This window comes from Vibrio sp. ArtGut-C1 (assembly GCF_002105475.1).
GTDB lineage: Bacteria > Pseudomonadota > Gammaproteobacteria > Enterobacterales > Vibrionaceae > Vibrio > Vibrio diabolicus.
The window spans coordinates 1-16,704 of the sequence record NZ_NCTH01000025.1; the positions used below are offsets into that span (position 1 = coordinate 1).

Annotated in this window: 17 protein-coding genes and 1 pseudogene; 10 read left to right on the plus strand and 8 right to left on the minus strand. The window is 44.2% G+C overall.

The annotated features are described in order from the left end of the window. Positions 1 to 275: 275 nt before the first annotated feature. Positions 276 to 551, minus strand: a pseudogene (locus B7360_RS25290) (IS1-like element transposase); the annotation flags it as partial. 403 nt (positions 552 to 954) lie between these two features. Here B7360_RS25290 and B7360_RS18415 point away from each other — a divergent pair. Both B7360_RS18415 and B7360_RS18425 read left to right on the plus strand, forming a co-directional pair. Continuing rightward, positions 955 to 2,559, plus strand: a complete 1,605-nt coding sequence (locus tag B7360_RS18415) for a S8 family peptidase (protein WP_085344301.1) — start codon at positions 955 to 957, stop codon at positions 2,557 to 2,559. 749 nt (positions 2,560 to 3,308) lie between these two features. Then, positions 3,309 to 3,557: a hypothetical protein gene (locus B7360_RS18425; protein ID WP_046873682.1), complete on the plus strand. Its 249-nt coding sequence runs from the start codon at positions 3,309 to 3,311 to the stop codon at positions 3,555 to 3,557. Between the two features lie 140 nt (positions 3,558 to 3,697). Here the strand turns inward: B7360_RS18425 and B7360_RS18430 are convergent, their stop codons facing one another. Together B7360_RS18430 and B7360_RS18435 are read right to left on the minus strand one after the other, a co-directional pair. Further along, complete coding sequence (locus B7360_RS18430; protein ID WP_085344302.1) at positions 3,698 to 3,943, minus strand: hypothetical protein; 246 nt, start codon at positions 3,941 to 3,943, stop codon at positions 3,698 to 3,700. Between the two features lie 40 nt (positions 3,944 to 3,983). Continuing rightward, a complete protein-coding gene (locus tag B7360_RS18435; RefSeq protein WP_085344303.1) occupies positions 3,984 to 4,199 on the minus strand; it encodes a DUF3820 family protein in 216 nt (71 codons plus the stop codon). Positions 4,200 to 4,342: 143 nt separating this feature from the next. Between B7360_RS18435 and B7360_RS18440 the strand changes: the two genes are divergently transcribed. Next, entirely contained in the window at positions 4,343 to 4,651 is a 309-nt protein-coding gene (locus tag B7360_RS18440) for a cysteine-rich CWC family protein (RefSeq protein WP_085344304.1), read from the plus strand. A gap of 38 nt (positions 4,652 to 4,689) precedes the next feature. On the opposite strand, the gene B7360_RS18445 is transcribed toward B7360_RS18440, so the two are convergent. Then, positions 4,690 to 5,034 (minus strand): HopJ type III effector protein, encoded by a 345-nt coding sequence (locus B7360_RS18445; protein WP_085344305.1) that lies wholly within the window; start codon positions 5,032 to 5,034, stop codon positions 4,690 to 4,692. A 199-nt stretch (positions 5,035 to 5,233) separates the two neighbouring features. Between B7360_RS18445 and B7360_RS18450 the strand changes: the two genes are divergently transcribed. Further along, positions 5,234 to 7,003, plus strand: coding sequence for a choice-of-anchor I family protein (locus tag B7360_RS18450; protein ID WP_085344306.1), 1,770 nt, complete (start codon positions 5,234 to 5,236; stop codon positions 7,001 to 7,003). 69 nt (positions 7,004 to 7,072) lie between these two features. Here the strand turns inward: B7360_RS18450 and B7360_RS18455 are convergent, their stop codons facing one another. Next, positions 7,073 to 7,411 (minus strand): 4a-hydroxytetrahydrobiopterin dehydratase, encoded by a 339-nt coding sequence (locus B7360_RS18455; protein WP_085344307.1) that lies wholly within the window; start codon positions 7,409 to 7,411, stop codon positions 7,073 to 7,075. Continuing rightward, the gene (gene phhA / locus B7360_RS18460; protein WP_005391119.1) at positions 7,401 to 8,195 is read right to left on the minus strand and encodes a phenylalanine 4-monooxygenase; all 795 of its coding nucleotides are present in this window, start codon (positions 8,193 to 8,195) and stop codon (positions 7,401 to 7,403) included. The genes B7360_RS18455 and phhA overlap by 11 nt, the downstream gene beginning before the upstream one ends. A 222-nt stretch (positions 8,196 to 8,417) precedes the next feature. Here phhA and B7360_RS18465 point away from each other — a divergent pair, with 222 nt between their 5' ends. Next, a complete protein-coding gene (locus B7360_RS18465; protein WP_085344308.1) occupies positions 8,418 to 10,391 on the plus strand; it encodes an acetoacetate--CoA ligase in 1,974 nt (657 codons plus the stop codon). A gap of 155 nt (positions 10,392 to 10,546) precedes the next feature. Here B7360_RS18465 and B7360_RS18470 read toward each other — a convergent pair whose 3' ends face one another. Further along, entirely contained in the window at positions 10,547 to 11,122 is a 576-nt protein-coding gene (locus B7360_RS18470; RefSeq protein ID WP_006742039.1) for a class I SAM-dependent methyltransferase, read from the minus strand. 171 nt (positions 11,123 to 11,293) lie between these two features. Here B7360_RS18470 and B7360_RS18475 point away from each other — a divergent pair, with 171 nt between their 5' ends. After that, positions 11,294 to 12,172 (plus strand): LysR family transcriptional regulator, encoded by an 879-nt coding sequence (locus tag B7360_RS18475; RefSeq protein WP_006742040.1) that lies wholly within the window; start codon positions 11,294 to 11,296, stop codon positions 12,170 to 12,172. A gap of 176 nt (positions 12,173 to 12,348) precedes the next feature. Continuing rightward, a complete protein-coding gene (locus B7360_RS18480) occupies positions 12,349 to 13,245 on the plus strand; it encodes a cation diffusion facilitator family transporter (protein WP_005391129.1) in 897 nt (298 codons plus the stop codon). Between the two features lie 90 nt (positions 13,246 to 13,335). Here B7360_RS18480 and yddG read toward each other — a convergent pair whose 3' ends face one another. After that, positions 13,336 to 14,238: an aromatic amino acid DMT transporter YddG gene (gene yddG, locus B7360_RS18485; protein ID WP_085344309.1), complete on the minus strand. Its 903-nt coding sequence runs from the start codon at positions 14,236 to 14,238 to the stop codon at positions 13,336 to 13,338. Positions 14,239 to 14,358: 120 nt separating this feature from the next. Between yddG and B7360_RS25040 the strand changes: the two genes are divergently transcribed. The 3 genes from B7360_RS25040 to yiaY all read left to right on the plus strand — a co-directional run bounded on the left by B7360_RS25040 (position 14,359) and on the right by yiaY (position 16,653). Further along, positions 14,359 to 14,508 (plus strand): hypothetical protein, encoded by a 150-nt coding sequence (locus tag B7360_RS25040; RefSeq protein WP_164673231.1) that lies wholly within the window; start codon positions 14,359 to 14,361, stop codon positions 14,506 to 14,508. A gap of 12 nt (positions 14,509 to 14,520) precedes the next feature. Continuing rightward, on the plus strand, positions 14,521 to 15,171 hold the full coding sequence (gene elbB, locus B7360_RS18490; protein WP_046873691.1) for an isoprenoid biosynthesis glyoxalase ElbB: 651 nt from the start codon (positions 14,521 to 14,523) through the stop codon (positions 15,169 to 15,171). A gap of 333 nt (positions 15,172 to 15,504) precedes the next feature. Then, a complete protein-coding gene (gene yiaY / locus B7360_RS18495) occupies positions 15,505 to 16,653 on the plus strand; it encodes an L-threonine dehydrogenase (protein ID WP_005391135.1) in 1,149 nt (382 codons plus the stop codon). Positions 16,654 to 16,704: the final 51 nt, after the last annotated feature.

Consider the following 16,704-nt stretch of genomic DNA (forward strand, 5'->3'; position numbering starts at 1 on the left):
CTTTCACGCTTAGTCATAATGTCACCTGTTTTAGTATCGAGATGATCATACATCACCTCTTAATCAGGTGGCCAAATTCACTATGCCACTTCACTCCGACTTACCAGACACTACACAGATAAGTGAAAGTAGGTCAAACCACCTCACTGTGATTTGTGAGGTAGAAGGTTACTGGCACGGAACGGGGAAAAGGTGTGTTGCAGTTCTTAAATGGGGAAGTATTTTTCCTCATATTCCTCATATTCCTCATATTCCTCAACCAATGCAGCTAGCCTTTCAAGTTTACAAATTAGTCTTATATTTGCTCTATCGAAAGGTATTGAGGTTACTTACCTTGGCGAGATTTTTTAAAGTGCTCAATACCGTGTTGTATGCGACATTCAACACTTGTGCTGTTTCCCTAACTCCAGAGCTATTCAATATCGACAATTTTTTCTTTTACATCTGGCTTGCGTGCTTCGTAAACTTAATCGAGTGGAATGCCCTTTTCCATGTTCACGGACGGGCTCTGTTTTATTACAGAAACGACATTGAACTTGGATAGTAGCCATGAGTTAAAAAACATCAGAAATCAAGTGGCTATATTAACATCTATCAACCGATTTGAGTCATGACCAATGAAAGAATAGTTAGGTTTTTATTGCGTAAATTATCGGTAAGAATAGTGCATATAACAGGCAATAAGCCAGGTGTGTAGAATTATTCTATTTTAGGGATTTTGCTCTAAATCTAAATGAATCTTTGCATTTCAATTTCAATAAAGCTTAGTTATTGATCATGTTTCTGAGTATGCGAATTATTATCAATTATGCATATGATTACTCATTGTCTAGTTTGATTTGTGTAACGTCACTGCAGCACGTATTGAGCGTACCACGCTGATTGTCTGTGTTTACGTGTTGACAGTTTGGTACTAGGTAAAATCAACAAGACTATGATTTCAAGGAACATTTTATGTTAAAGAAACTACTAAGTTGTTGTATCACCTCCGCGCTCTGTTTTCATTCTTCTCTCGCTTTTTCGCAACCCAATGAGATTGCGGACAGTGCAGAGTTACAACAAGATCCCGACACATTGCCTGCCACTTTGATGCTTGCACCGGACGACATCGCCATTGCAGATCGCTACATAGTGGTATTTCAACAACCGCAAATGATGGCGAGCAACTCAACAGAATTCGAGCAATTCACGCAACAGTCTGTAGACCGCATGTCTGGTTTGTATTCGATACAAGTGGAGTCGGTTTTTGACCACTCGATAAGTGGATTTGTCGCTAACTTGAGCCCTGAGCAACTGAAAGATCTGCGTTCTGATCCTCGTGTGGACTACATTGAGCAAGACAGAATCCTATCGCTTGACCCAATAGTCTCGGCAGACGCAAATCAGACCAATGCCATTTGGGGACTAGACCGAATCGACCAACGTAACTTGCCACTCGATAACAACTACAGTGCCAACTTTGATGGGGCTGGTGTAACGGCTTATGTTATCGATACTGGTGTGAATAATGCACATGTTGAGTTCGGTGGTCGCTCAGTTTCAGGGTATGACTTTGTCGACAACGATGCAGATGCAAGTGACTGTAATGGACACGGGACACACGTTGCGGGCACCATTGGCGGCAGCTTGTATGGTGTTGCGAAAAACGTCAACCTTGTCGGCGTGAGAGTATTGAGCTGTAGCGGATCGGGGTCTACGTCTGGTGTTATCGCCGGTGTGGATTGGGTGGCTGCGAACGCTTCCGGACCTTCAGTTGCCAATATGAGTTTAGGTGGCGGTCAATCTGTTGCTCTAGATAGCGCGGTGCAAAGTGCGGTTCAGTCAGGTGTCAGCTTTATGCTAGCAGCAGGTAACTCCAATGCCGATGCTTGTAACTACTCTCCAGCGCGCGTTGCTACTGGTGTGACTGTCGGCTCAACTACTAGCACGGATGCACGCTCGAGTTTTTCAAACTGGGGCAGTTGTGTGGACGTGTTTGCACCAGGCTCACAAATCAAATCTGCGTGGTATGACGGTGGTTACAAAACCATTAGTGGTACTTCGATGGCGACGCCACATGTGGCGGGTGTAGCAGCACTGTATCTTCAAGAAAACAGCTCGCTGTCGCCAAGCCAAGTAGAGGCCTTGATCGTTAGTCGCGCAACTAGCGGAAAGGTGACGGATACAAGAGGCAGCGTGAACAAGCTGCTTTATAGCTTAACGGATGCTGATTGTGGCCAAGACTGTGGTGGCCCAGATCCAACACCAGACCCAGAGGGCAAGTTAACCTCGGGCGTGCCAGTGAGCGGTTTAAGTGGCTCAAGCGGTCAAGTAACGTATTACTATGTTGATGTAGAAGCTGGGCAGCGCTTAACCGTACAAATGTATGGTGGCAGCGGTGATGCGGACCTGTATCTCCGTTTTGGTGCAAAACCAGCACTGAACGCATGGGACTGCCGACCTTTCAAATACGGGAACAATGAAACATGTACGGTCAGCGCGACGCAAAGTGGACGTTATCACGTCATGATTCAAGGTTACTCAAACTATAGCGGTGTCAGCATTCAAGCTAACTACTAGTTGTTATTCTCGTTACTAAAAGAGAACAAAGCCCGCTTTTCGGTGGGCTTTGCTTTCGGGAATACTAAGTTTAATAGGTGGCGTTCGATGCTATTCAAACGCACCGGCCTTTTTCTTCAAGAACTCAACTCGAAGCGGCATTGAAGCTTTCTATTAGTACACCGCATAAGTCGGGTTCTCCAAGTCGTGTACATCAAATAGGGTGCGAACTTAATCTCCTCGTGCTAACTCTTTCTCCATCATAAATCTTGGCATGATGGCAAACCCAAGATGATACAAAACAAATTCTTTACTGTGACCGCGGTTCTCACTTGCAATTTTAGGCTGTGAGACAAACGCGTGACCTGACCTTGGCTGTTGGTCATCGTGAGCGATATGGTGGCTAATCCGAGAAGATTGTATCCACTCAAAACTCAGACCCTATACTGCACATGTTGATGGGCTGACAACGGTAACAATGGATGAAATGGGCCTTGAACCACGCAAGATCATTATAAATGGGAACTATTAGGCAAAGAGACGATCAAACGAGCTAAATTGGAATGGGGCAAAAACGTTACAAACCATACAGACACGCCTCTGGATATAAATGTTCTAGTCCTTTTCTATTAAATCATTAATAACCAAGGATATTGCAAAGAGAGCTGTAGGCTTGTGCTAGCCAGGGCGCCTGACATTGGGAGAGCACTAAACATAAACCTTGGATTCTGCTACCGTAAAGCCCATATTTAATTTGAGAGAGATGGATAATGAACGACAGTTGGGCTAACTTCTTTCCGTACTTTGCTGGAGCTTTTAAGCTTATTGTACTAGGTATTGGAGCCTACTTAGCTATTAAATGGCATTTTGATGAAGAGCGAAGAGTAAGGGAGGCCGAAGGCGTGGTATTCGATAAACCAAGCTTCAAGAAAAAGTTCGCAATGATGCTAACCTTCCCATTCCTTCTAGGTCTTCTAGTCCTTCTCGTTATTTATGCAACTAACTGGTTTCTCTATTGACGGACTTTATTGATACGATCGATGTTTAAGCTCTCAACGGGTTTGGAGCAAAAAAGAGTCAGCCTAACGGTCTGGCTCTTTTGAATGAAAACACATGGTATCGTGGAATCACTAGGGAGGCTGTGGCAGGTTACACTCACTTACTCCTTAGGCAGGTGACCAGTGTCCTTCGCAAGCTTTTGCATCGCCTCGGCAAACGTTGTTGTCCCGCCTTTAGCTTTAACCTGTATTACCTTATATCCCAACTTTTCCAACGCTTGGCGCTCTGCCAAAACAGCTTTGTCATCTTGCTGGCTACCTTGGGCTGGCTGATGAATGTAACATCCCTCTAATTTACCATCTTCGACTAATTGGTGGTGTTTCAGTGCATCGATATCAAAATTCATAATAAGTCTTTTCATTAAAAGTGGGAGTTTCTGTGGCAGGTTACATACGCTTCAAAGGCTTCACGACACTATCTAAGCCTTCAATTTTGAGCGCTAAACACAGCTTGAGCAAATCCCCTAGTTCGCCAGTTGGCCAGCCCTTTTTATCGAACCACAATAGGTATTCTTCAGGTAGGTCGACTAACACTCGCCCTGCATATTTTCCAAATGGCATTTGCACTCTAGCGAGTTTAATGAGGTTTTCTTTTTCTAACATAAGTGACAAAGATTTGAGGTAACTCGTCCAAGAATATCACTGCCGCCCTCTCCTCACCAGCAAATCGCACTCACGTTTATTTTGGCGGCCTTGACTCGCTTTGTGCTAGAGTACGCGGCATAAAAAATGAGAACGAGAAAGCAATGAAGTCACCTTGTCGAGCAGCATGTAAAAATAACGCCGGAATATGCTCTAGTTGTCACCGAACGATGGATGAAATCATCCAATGGAAAGACAAAACCGATCTCCAACGAGATACGATTATCGAACAAATCGCAGGGGAAGATTCAACGCACAATTGTCCTGAGTGCGGGACTCAAGCCCATTGTGATATCGCCGCAGGCAAAGAAACCTGTTGGTGCTTTACTATTGAAACCCGTGATTTACCCAAGCCAAGCGCCAACCAGCTGTGTTTGTGCCGAAAATGTCTAGAAAAAAAGCCAGTCGCATAATACGACTGGCTTACTGTTCTGCGTTTTCTGACTGGTGTTTATTTAGCGGTTAAAGCGGGTGCTTCAAACTTAATACCATCCCACCCTGTTACCATAAAATTACGAATATTCTGGTGATCGCTATTCGCTGGATGCAGCAATACATCTTCACGATAAAAACGGCCAAAGCAGGCTAGTGTCGCTTCTATGTCTAGGTTGTTTAGCAAGCCGAAAGCGAAGATCTTACACGAACCGTTGTTCTCACCTGCATTGTTTTGCGTCTCACCATTAACAAAAGCGGTTGGTTCAAACGTATAGTTTTCTTCGATCACCGCCATCGTTGCTTCAAACTCGACCTGCTCTGGTGAAGCTGCCAATAAATCTAAAAACGATTTTAATTCCATTATTCCTCTATCCCTACTTCATCATTTTGATGACATATTAGTTTCATAAAAAGCCAATATAAGAGTCATCAATCATACATATATTCAGAGCCTTACCAAATCACACGTCATTCAGCGTTCCATCATTCCAATTGCGGAAATGGACAGAAGCATAAACCCCATGCTGATTGACAACGTATCGGATTGATAAGGAGATATCATGATCACCCCTTTAAAGGCAATCGGTGCACTCGCATTGTCATCACTTGCCATCGCGTGTTCATCACAACCCGAAGATACCGTGGCTTCATTCGCTACACAATGCAAACCTACCACTGCGCTCGTTGCTGGGGAAACGTCAATTCAAGGGTTAACGTTTATCGGGACATCCGTTGCTGATGCCCCATTCGACACATCGGCAGCTGAAATCGTCAGTTATGACGCCTGTACGGATAAGCTCTATGTGGTCAATGCTGAAGCAAAACGTGTCGATGTACTTTCTATGGATGACAACGGCGTACCAACGCAAACCGAATTCATTGATCTCAACAGCGCTGGCGAAGCGGCTGGCGTTGAAATTGGCGCTGCAAACAGTGTCGCTGTATTCAATGGTTTGGTCGCGGTTGCGATTGAAAACAGTAATAAACAAGCGAATGGTATTGTTGGTTTGTACCGCTCCGACGATTTGTCATTAGTCACGACGTTCCCAACAGGCGCATTGCCAGACATGGTAGGCTTCTCGAAAGATGGCCGATACATCGCAACCGCTAATGAAGGTGAGCCAAACAGCGATTACAGCGTTGACCCTGAGGGTAGTATCACTTTGATCGATCTAAAACCTAGCGTTACTCAAGCAGAAGTGTCACAAATAGGCTTTAACGAGTTTGATGGCTCACGAAAAGCAGAGCTTCCAAAGAATGTACGTATTTCGGGGCCAAACGCCACCATCGCTCAAGATCTAGAGCCTGAATACCTCACTTTTGCAGATAACGGTAAAATCTATGTCGCGCTACAAGAAAATAACGCCATGGCAATCGTCAATCCAGAGAGCAAATCCGTAGAGCGAATTGTTGGCTTAGGTGAGAAGTCTTGGTCGGACGCTAAACTCGATGCGTCTAACAAAGACAAAATTATTGGAAACTTGAAAAGCTACCCACAACTGGTTGGCTTATTTATGCCTGACACCATCGACAGCTACTCAGTGGATGGCAGTACTTACATCGTATCTGCAAATGAAGGCCACGGACGTGAGTACGGATTCAAAACCACTCAAGAACAGTGCGACAAAGCAGGCTTTATGTGGGATGAAGACGATTTCCTTGGTACAGATGAATACACATCTAAGCAAGGGACCTGTCTAAGCCATGTTGATGAAGTGCGCGGTAAGAAGCTGAAAGTAGCAGCAGAACACCCATTGGCAGAGGCACTAAAAGACAACAAACAACTCGCGCGTTTAAAAGTGATTAAGCCGGAACAAACGCTTTCTGCACAAGATAATGTTCAAGCATTTGGCGCGCGTTCATTCTCGATTTGGGATGAAAACGGCAAGTTGGTCTTCGATAGTGGTGACGATTTCGCGACTATCGCGCTGCTGAATGAAGGCAAGCACTTCAACAGCACCAACGACAACAATGACAGTGGCGATGACCGCAGCGACGACAAAGGCATTGAGCCAGAGGCGATTGAAGTAGCACAAATTAACGGTCGTCATTACGCGTTTATCGGCTTGGAGCGTCAAGGCGGTATTATGATTTATGACATTACCGATCCGAAACAAGCGCAGTTCCTACATTACGTAAACCGTCGTGATTACAATCAGCCAGTGTGTACAGAAGTCGAAGATGGTGAATGCGCGAACGGCACATACAATCCAAAAGCAGGCGATTTAGGCCCAGAATCCATCAATTACTTTACCCGTAGTGGTGGTCATTTTATCGCTGTTGGCAATGAGGTATCTGGCACGACATCCGTCTTCCGAATCAATCTATAAAGTAATGTAAAAGTCATTTAGAACCAAAACGCCCGACGTAAGCCGGGCGTTTTTTTATGAGGTAATGTCCTACTCTGCCGATGTTAGCGCGTCACATTTTGATGCGCAGATAAAATCGTTCTTATGCAGACCTTTGATCGAGTGACTCCACCAAGTTACGGTGACCTTACCCCACTCCAACATAATAGAAGGATGGTGGAACTCATCTTCTGCCAGTTCCGCGATTTTGTTACTGAAAGCCCATGCTTGTTTGAAGTTCTTAAATTTATACACCTTTTCTAGTTGAGGTATGTCTTCTCTTTCAATGATCTGCCAATCAGACAATTGCAGCAGCAGAGATTGTTGTTCTTCTTTGCTTAGTGCAATGGCATCGATACTACAAGCTTCGCATTTTTGTTCATTCAACATGAGCAGGTTCCTTTGGTTCAAAAAGTGGAGGAAGCAGTCCAGCTTCAATCGCTAGATCGGCTTGTTTCAATAAATTTAACTGACTGATTTTAAAAAGCTGAGAAAAGTCATCAATCACGTAGTACTTCGGTTGCATGATGTCGATACGATAAGGCGTTCTCAGCACAGTTTGTAATTCAAATGGGTCGCGAATTGCTACATCACTCTCTAATGCGTAGAGGGTTTCGCCAGGAGATGAGAGAATACCACCACCGTAAATTTTGGTTTTGTCCCCTTCTTTCACCAAGCCAAACTCTACGGTAAACCAGTAGAGACGAGCGAGATAGGCTCTTTGTTTTGGTGTAGCGGCTTGCCCTAGTTGACCATAATGCTCAGTAAATGCAGCAAAATCTGGGTTGGTTAACATCGCGCAATGACCAAATATTTCATGGAAGAAATCCGGCTCTTGCAAGTAATCGAACTCTTCTCTGGTACGCAAGAATGTGGCGACGGGAAAGCGCTTATTACCGAGCAGATTAAAAAAACGGTCAAAATCAATAAGCGCGGGAACGGGCTCCACTTGCCAACCTGTTGTCTCCATCAGGACACGATTAATTTCTGGCAATTGAGGAACGCGGTCTTGAGGTAAATCAAGCAGCGTTAAACCGTGTAAATAAGCCTTACAAGCTCTGTTTTGGATCACACCCATTTGTCGTGTTACCAAATCTCGCCAAATGGCGTCTTCTTCACGGCTCCATTCAACCCTGCCTTCCTGGTTTACGGGTTTAGAACGATACTGAGTCATGGCACATCTCCATTAACAAATCCTTTACATTAAGCCTATCTTCAGTCTTAAGAGCTTCCAATCCCTACACGATTTTCTCAGTATCGACTCGATGTAACATATTGTTTACAACGCATCGTAACTGCATGATTTTTATGACACGATATAATATCTAGCTTGTTTGACTTTATCGTGTATTCCTCTCAAACTAAAATCTGTTACCACTTTGTTATAGAGGGACCTATGCGCGAGAGCAGCAAAGTATGGCAACCGAGCGAAAGTCGTATCGAAGAAGCCAACATCACACAGTTTATTGAACACATTAATCGACAAGGAAATACCATTGAAAACTTCGCCGATCTGCATCAATGGTCGCTCGATCATGTGGAAAAATTTTGGCAAGAAGTCTGGTTATTCTGCGACGTCATTGGTACTCAAGGAGAGACCGTAAAGGAGCAAGCAGAAAGTCGCTGGCAGCAACCCGTCGAAAATAGAGACATAAAATGGTTCCCAAACGCACAAATTAACTACGCAGAAAACTTGCTAACCTACGCGTGTCACCAACCCGATGATCTCGCGATTTGGTTTGAAAATGAACGTGAAGAAAAGCAAACCTACACATGGAAACAATTGTGTGAAGAAGTTTCGAGTGTCCAGCAATGGTTGAAAGAATGTGGAATCAAGCAAGGTGATGTCGTCGCTGGCTATTTGCCTCACTTACCTCAAACGGTGATAGCCATGTTAGCAACAACCAGTTTAGGGGCAACCTGGACTTCTACCTCACCTGATTTTGGCGTTGAAAGCGTTTTGGAGCGCTTTGGTCAAGTGAAACCTAAAATCCTGTTTACTTGTGATGGCTATACATTCAATGGCAAAACTTTCGATATGTCTGAGAAAAACCAGCATATTGCGGATCATCTTGATGGTCTTAAACAGGTTTGCCAAATTAGCTACCTGAAACCACACATTTTTGAATGCGACGTCTGCACTCAAGATTGGCAAAACGTCCTGAATCAATACACACCCGAAGCGCTGACTTTTACTCGTGTTAATTTTAACGATCCGCTATTTGTGCTCTATTCTTCAGGCACGACAGGCAAACCGAAATGCATCGTTCATTCCGTCGGTGGAACAGTGCTTAACCATTTGAAAGAGCATCAACTGCATTGCGACATCCAACCGAACGACAGAGTGTTTTATTACACGACCTGTGGCTGGATGATGTGGAACTGGCACGTTTCTTCACTCGCGAGCGGCGCATGTTTAGTAATTTTTGATGGTAGCCCTGTTTATCCCACTCATAACGTGCTTTGGGACCTCGCTGAACAAGCCGAAGTGACGCTGTTTGGAACTTCGGCGAAATACCTAGAGGCATTGGAAAAAGTTTCTTTTTCTCCGCCGAAAAGTGATGCATTTCCAAGTCTGAAAACCATTTGCTCAACGGGCTCAGTTCTGTATCCAGAACAGTTTGATTATGTCTATCAGCACATTAAAGAAGATGTCCACCTCGCATCGATCTCAGGCGGGACAGACATTTGTGGCTGCTTTGTGTTAGGCAACCCTATTTCTCCCGTTTATCGAGGAGAGTGCCAATCAGCGGGATTAGGGGTCGATGTCAGAGTCTTTAACCCGCAGGGTAATAGCGTAATCGGAGAGCGCGGTGAGTTGGTTTGTGCTAATTCATTGCCCAACTTCCCCGCTGGCTTTTGGAACGACACCGGGGAGAGATATCATCGTGCTTATTGGGATAAGTTCGACAATATTTGGCACCACGGCGACGATGTTGAACAAACCAGCGTTGGTGGATACGTGTTTTATGGTCGAAGTGATACCACGTTGAATCCCGGTGGCGTAAGAATCGGCACGGCCGAAATCTATCAGCAAGTGAACAGTATAGACGGTATTCTAGATTCCATCGCAGTAGGAAAAGAAGTCGATCGCAACGAACAAATATGGCTGTTTGTCCAATTAATGAAAGGGATAGAGCTCAACGACGAGATGATCGCCTCCATCAAAGCACAGCTAAAATCTGCATGTTCTCCAAGACATGTACCTAGTGCAATTTACGCAATAAGCGATATACCTAAGACCCGTTCGGGAAAACTGGTTGAGTTAGCCGTTAAGCAAGTCGTTAACAACCGGAGTGTAGAAAATTTAGGCGCAATAGCCAATCCTGAAGTATTGGAGGAGATCCGCAGGATAGTCGCCCCAAAATAACCTCAAAACACTTGGTTGTTAGAGAACCACTTTGCGTACACCCGCAGCGACAGATTGAAGAACAAGTGAGGTTAACTTGGGTACATACCCTCAACCGATAAGAAAAAAGCGAGCTAGGTAGCTCGCTTTTATCATGTAGTGTTCTTTATTCAGTCTTAACGGCGACCAAGCCCCATTAATACCGACATCGTTTTACCGTCAGATGTAATGTCAAAAACGTGTTGCGATTCAACCTCAGTAAAACCTGCATCTTTCAAAGCACGTTTAGACTTCGCAAGGGTAAAACCGTCTTGTTCAGATTCTGCAATCCAATCAAAATGAACAAAGTAACCGCCGTGGTTAAGTAAAGAATGCGAGATTTTTAATGACGCATCTAAGTCTTCCACAAACGCTAAAACTGACGATGCAACTACTAGGTCAAACTGTCCACGAAACGCTGGATGCTGAGCGACCAAGCCGCGAGACAATGCATCTACGACAGGTTCTACATTGGCAAGCTCTTTTTTATCGAGTTCTTCAATCATGGCTTCCGATGCGTCTAATGCTACGATGTCTTTAACCATCGGTGACAATCGTTGACTTAACTGCCCTGTTCCGCATCCAAAATCTAGTACTTTAATGCCATCAAGCTGAGTTAGCTGTTGTAACTGCTCAAACACCGACTGCGCAAATTGCTCTGTTGCTGGATTTGATTCCCAGTTTTTTGCTAAGCCGTCCCAATCTTGTGCCATCGTGGCCTCCATGTTCACTTTTTGTAACCCACATAGATTACCGCAAAACCGTTAAAAGACCATAGACTTATCTGGCGGATTCACGTTTTTTTCGATAATCTTTCACGGCTTTGGGAGCATATCTGCATAATACCCAAATTATTTGAATTCATTTATTGGTTGTGTCAAATCATGAACTTAACTCAAGTAGAAGCCTTCTGCACCATCGCTGAGTGTGGTTCTGTTTCTGAAGCAGCAAGGCAACTCGATTGTAATCGCACCAAACTCAGTATGTCGATTAAGGCTTTAGAGAAAGATCTCAACGTTGAGTTGTTTACCCGAACTGGCAACCAGCTCACCCTCTCTGAAGCTGGGAAAGCCATTTACAAAGATTGCGAACACCTACTTATCATCGCACAGCGGATAAGAAAAACCTGTGCTCAAATCTCTGAAGGTTTTAACGCGGAAGTTTGGGTAGCACGTGACGACTCCTTACCTGATGATCTCTGGCAGGAGCTTTCTCATACACTGAATAACCGCTTCCCTTCCACAACCTTCAACTTAATCTTGGCATCCAGTGGCGACTTAGCCAACTTAGTCAGTACCCACCAAGTGGATTTTGCCTTTGGTGTTGATTATGAGCGCGTCGACGATCCTCGTATCGTGTATAACCCGCTAGGCAAGATACGTATGATGTCAGTATGCAGTGCAGAACATCGCCTAAGTAAGATGCGCCGAGTCTCAGACGAAGATCTGCGCAGCCAGATGCAAGCGTTGATGGTGTACCTAAATGAGAAAGACAACCCTGAACTGCAGCCTTTCTCGACTCGATACATTGGCTTTTCGAGTTTTGACTACATGCTCAACACCATCTTAGAAGAAGACGCTTGGGGTGTACTGCCAGAACCATTAATCCGCCATTACCTTCGCCAGCAAAAGCTCGCAGTTATCAAGCATACATACGGATTGACACAAGAAGATTACTGTATGTTTTCACCTAACGGTCAAACTGAGCACCCAGCAATGACATGGTTAGCGGATAAATTGAGCGAGTATTTATTTGACTTCTAAACATTTTATCAGTGAGCGCCAATTTTATTGGCACCAAGATCATGCAGCAAGTCATTGTTTTATAAGAGTATAAACAAAAACGCAACTTTTTAGATTAGAACCTGCTCACTTAGTGGTTGCCTAAATTACCTTATGCGAGAAGAATAGTAAGGTATTAAAATTTAAAGGCATCTTTTATGTGTGACAGGACAAGCAAAAACGAAAACCGTATTCTAACCATTTCAGCCCTTTTAGCATCTGGGTTCGCTGCTGGTGGTATGGTACTTGGCTTGCTTGTAGGATCAATTGTCATCGTTTTTGACGGTGTTTACTCTTTGGTCAGCTTACTGTTAACTTTATTGTCACTGGCCGCTTCCTACTATATTAACAAGCCCTCAAAATCTGTATTCCCATTTGGAAAAGCGGTCTTAGAGCCAATCGTTATTGCGATAAAAGCGGCTGTCATTTTAGTGGTTGTAAGCTTTTCTCTTTACTCTGCAATTTCAGCATTGATGTCCGGAGGCCGTGAAGTCGATGCTTCTATTGCCACTCTATTCGGCATCGTAAACGTCATCGGTTGTGGTTACGCTTGGTGGTTTATGGCTAAACGCAGCCGTCGCTTCTCATCAGGCTTGATTGAAGCAGAGAAAAAACAGTGGCAGATGGATACGCTATTAAGTGTAGCGGTGACGGTAGGATTTGTTGCTGCTTGGGTTGTATCACTAACGCCATTCGCTGAATATGCGGTTTATGCCGATCCTATGATGATGGTGCTAATGGGCTTCTACTTTCTGAAAGTTCCTTTTGATATGTTGGTTGGTGCACTACGTGAGCTACTAATGATGACACCAAGCAAAGAGCTATGTCAGGTCGTTGGCAATGATGTACTAGAGATAGAAAAAACATCTGACCACCAGCTAAAGTTAGCGGGTATCACTAAAGTGGGCCAAGAGCTTCGTATTAACATCGATTTGCACGTCGATGACGACACCATCGCATTAGATAAGTTGGAACAAACTCGTACTCAGTTAACGAAACGTCTGTCGAAACACAGATTTAAACTGCAACTCCATTTAAACGTCGCAAACTGTTAGAACACGAAAGAAAAAGCTCCCGACCGAGGGAGCTTTTTTCTTTCTGCCATTTGAGCATACAGCGCAAAGATAAAACCAGATAATTTTGGTTTAACCTGCAGCTTCACGCTTCTCCTTGGTGACTACCCAACAAAGCAAAGAGCCCACCGTAACCATCACAACCCCCTGCCAAAAGCTCGGGCTCAACGTCACACCAAGAATAATGGAAGAAAATAGCGCAGAGAAAATGGGCGTAAAGTAAGAAAGTGTCGCAAGAAAGACCATGTTTCCGCCAACAATCGCGATGTTCCACAAACCATAACCACCAGCCATCAGTGCCGCAGAAGCCAAAAGGTAGCCCATTGCTTCCCATGAAAAAGTCATCTCTGGCTCATCAGCAAACGCATATTTCACCCATAACGAAACAGCAGTAGCAATGAAAAACAACGTAATCGCGTTGTGTTTGGATTGCTGCCTCTGGGTTAAATTACAATAAAAAGCCCATATAACTGCTCCTGCGAAAGCCATAAAGTAAACCAAAGGGTTACTACTGACATTTGACATAATCTGAGTTACGGATAAGCCATTCTCACCACTCACCGTCCACGCGACTCCGATAAACGCCAGCGCAACCGCTGGATAAAGCAGCAAGTTTGTTTTTTTGTTACTGCCTAAAACCGCAAACAAAACGGTGAGTGCTGGCCAAAGGTAATTGACAATCGACACTTCAATAGCCTGCGCACGCGAGTTGGAATATCCCAGAGATAAAGCGAGAAATATTTCATAGCAAACGAACATCGCGCCACCAAGCATGAGATACTTTGGAGAAAAGTACGATAACTTCGGAATGCCAACTACGATAAGAAGGAAAATAGAACTGAGAGAGTACAACATGGCCGCCCCGCCCACGGGACCTAGGCTCTCGGTAACTAACCTGGCAATGCCAAGTAAGCAACTCCAAGAGAGGATGGCAATACAACCATAAAGTGTGAAACGAAATTGCACTGATTTCATGTGACCTACCACTCACGAATGCCAAAGGAAACATCAGCTTAACTCAAAAATGATCAGGTTCAACGTACTGTTTTATAAAAATCAGTATAAAAATCACTCCATTACGCAGTTGGAGTCGATATGAAACATTTTCTGCCCTCGAGTGTTATGCTTACACCTTTTGTTGTGCGCTACTATGATGAAGAAGACGACGGTAGCGAAATCGCCGAAACTGATTCGAGCACTCAACATCTAAAAGAAACAGAGCAACAAACGGAAACCTCAGACTAAAGGAATTCTCAAATGAAAAAAGTCGCAGTTATCTTCAGTGGTTCAGGTGTTTACGATGGCACAGAACTACATGAAGCCGTATTAGCACTCCATGCCATTGAAAAAGAAGGTGCATCATGGCATTGCTTTGCTCCTAACATCGATCAATTACACGTGATTAATCATCTAACTGGCGAAGAGATGGACGAAACACGAAATGTGTTGGTGGAATCTGCACGCCTTGCACGTGGCAATATTGATGATGTTGCAAGATTAAACCCAGATGAGTTTGATGCCCTACTCTTACCTGGCGGTTTTGGTGCCGCTAAAAACCTCACTGACTTCGCAGTATCAGGAGCTGAGTGCTCGATTAATACACACGTAGCTCAAGCATGTCGCGCATTCGCTCATGCGAAAAAGCCAGCAGGTTATCTGTGTATTTCACCTGTCATTATTCCGATGATTTATGATCAAGGCGTGAAAGGCACCGTAGGCAACGATGAAGCGATCTCGATAGCATTTAATCAAATGGGCGGTGAGCACATCACTTGCTCTGTCGAGGATATCGTTTTTGATGAAACACACCTCGTTCTATCAACCCCAGCTTATATGTTGGCAGAGAATATCTCTCAAGCGGCATCAGGTATCGAAAAGTTAGTATCAAAGCTGATTGATATTGCCTAATTATTGATAGATAACTTATAAACCTACCTCCCATCCCCATTGATAGTTAAGTTATTAATGGGGATTTTTTATACTTTAGTCTAATTTAGAGATATATCCGTATTAGATATCAATTTTTGCCAATCGATTGCGTCACTGGTTTCATATTTGTTCTACTTTATATCTGTGTTGCACCTATACGCTGTGCAACAAGATCACTGTCACAGTTTTTCTCTTGCAAATACCTCTAAATAGGTAAACTTGCTTCAGATCAACTTCAATCTGGAAACGAGTGTGCGACAGTAAATGGCAAATTAAGAAAGATTATTAAAAATAACGACGGAGCTATCCAATATGACAAGTGCATTTTTTATCCCTACGGTAAACCTAATGGGCGCTGGTTGTTTAAAAGACGCAGCAGACAGCATCCAATCTCAAGGCTTTAAAAAAGGTTTGATCGTTACGGATAAGATCCTTAACCAAATCGGTGTAGTCAAACAAGTTCAAGACCTTCTCACTGAACGCGACGTAGCAACCGTTGTGTACGATGGCACTCAACCAAACCCTACTATCACCAACGTTAATGATGGCTTAGCTTTATTAAAAGAAAACGAATGTGACTTCGTTATCTCACTCGGAGGCGGCTCACCGCACGATTGTGCAAAAGGTATCGCTTTAGTGGCGTCAAACGGCGGCAAGATCGGCGATTACGAAGGCGTTGACCAATCCGCAAAACCAATGCTGCCTCTCGTATCAATCAACACAACGGCTGGTACTGCTTCTGAAATGACGCGTTTCTGCATCATCACAGATGAAGAGCGCCACATTAAGATGGCGATTGTGGACAAACACACAACACCATTGATGTCAGTGAATGATCCTGAATTGATGCTTGCTAAACCTGCGTCTCTTACTGCCGCAACAGGTATGGATGCGCTAACACATGCGATTGAAGCTTACGTATCTATCGCTGCGACACCAATCACTGACGCGGTAGCAATCAAAGCAATTGAACTGATTCAAGCTCACCTTCGCACAGCAGTGAAAAACGGTGAAAACCTTGAAGCTCGAGAGCAAATGGCATACGCACAATTCATGGCAGGTATGGCATTCAACAACGCATCTCTTGGTTACGTTCACGCAATGGCGCACCAACTAGGCGGCTTCTACGACCTACCACACGGTGTATGTAACGCAATTCTTCTACCTCACGTACAACGTTACAATGCCCAAGTATGTCCAGAGCGTTTACGTGACGTTGCTAAAGCAATGGGTGTTGATGTTGAAGGTATGTCAGCAGAGCAAGGTGCTGCGGCGGCCATTGATGCTATCGTTGAGCTTGCTAAAGATGTCGGCATCCCATCAGGCATTAAAGAGCTTGGTGCGAAGCTAGAAGATATCCCAACCTTAGCGGACAACGCGCTAAAAGACGCTTGTGGTTTCACCAACCCGAAACAAGCAACGCACGAAGAGATCTCTAAGATCTTCGAAGAAGCGATGTAGGCTCGCTAAGTAAACAATTCTCTAGTCTTAATTCAATCCCCGATCTCGTAT

Excerpts from the sequence above, each read along its gene's own strand:
- B7360_RS18415 (WP_085344301.1), top strand. The coding sequence starts at position 955 with ATGTTAAAGAAACTACTAAGTTGTTGTATCACCTCCGCGCTCTGTTTT.
- B7360_RS18425 (WP_046873682.1), top strand. The coding sequence starts at position 3,309 with ATGAACGACAGTTGGGCTAACTTCTTTCCGTACTTTGCTGGAGCTTTT.
- B7360_RS18430 (WP_085344302.1), bottom strand. The coding sequence starts at position 3,943 with ATGAATTTTGATATCGATGCACTGAAACACCACCAATTAGTCGAAGAT.
- B7360_RS18435 (WP_085344303.1), bottom strand. The coding sequence starts at position 4,199 with ATGTTAGAAAAAGAAAACCTCATTAAACTCGCTAGAGTGCAAATGCCA.
- B7360_RS18440 (WP_085344304.1), top strand. The coding sequence starts at position 4,343 with ATGAAGTCACCTTGTCGAGCAGCATGTAAAAATAACGCCGGAATATGC.
- B7360_RS18445 (WP_085344305.1), bottom strand. The coding sequence starts at position 5,034 with ATGGAATTAAAATCGTTTTTAGATTTATTGGCAGCTTCACCAGAGCAG.
- B7360_RS18450 (WP_085344306.1), top strand. The coding sequence starts at position 5,234 with ATGATCACCCCTTTAAAGGCAATCGGTGCACTCGCATTGTCATCACTT.
- B7360_RS18455 (WP_085344307.1), bottom strand. The coding sequence starts at position 7,411 with ATGTTGAATGAACAAAAATGCGAAGCTTGTAGTATCGATGCCATTGCA.
- phhA (WP_005391119.1), bottom strand. The coding sequence starts at position 8,195 with ATGACTCAGTATCGTTCTAAACCCGTAAACCAGGAAGGCAGGGTTGAA.
- B7360_RS18465 (WP_085344308.1), top strand. The coding sequence starts at position 8,418 with ATGCGCGAGAGCAGCAAAGTATGGCAACCGAGCGAAAGTCGTATCGAA.
- B7360_RS18470 (WP_006742039.1), bottom strand. The coding sequence starts at position 11,122 with ATGGCACAAGATTGGGACGGCTTAGCAAAAAACTGGGAATCAAATCCA.
- B7360_RS18475 (WP_006742040.1), top strand. The coding sequence starts at position 11,294 with ATGAACTTAACTCAAGTAGAAGCCTTCTGCACCATCGCTGAGTGTGGT.
- B7360_RS18480 (WP_005391129.1), top strand. The coding sequence starts at position 12,349 with ATGTGTGACAGGACAAGCAAAAACGAAAACCGTATTCTAACCATTTCA.
- yddG (WP_085344309.1), bottom strand. The coding sequence starts at position 14,238 with ATGAAATCAGTGCAATTTCGTTTCACACTTTATGGTTGTATTGCCATC.
- B7360_RS25040 (WP_164673231.1), top strand. The coding sequence starts at position 14,359 with ATGAAACATTTTCTGCCCTCGAGTGTTATGCTTACACCTTTTGTTGTG.
- elbB (WP_046873691.1), top strand. The coding sequence starts at position 14,521 with ATGAAAAAAGTCGCAGTTATCTTCAGTGGTTCAGGTGTTTACGATGGC.
- yiaY (WP_005391135.1), top strand. The coding sequence starts at position 15,505 with ATGACAAGTGCATTTTTTATCCCTACGGTAAACCTAATGGGCGCTGGT.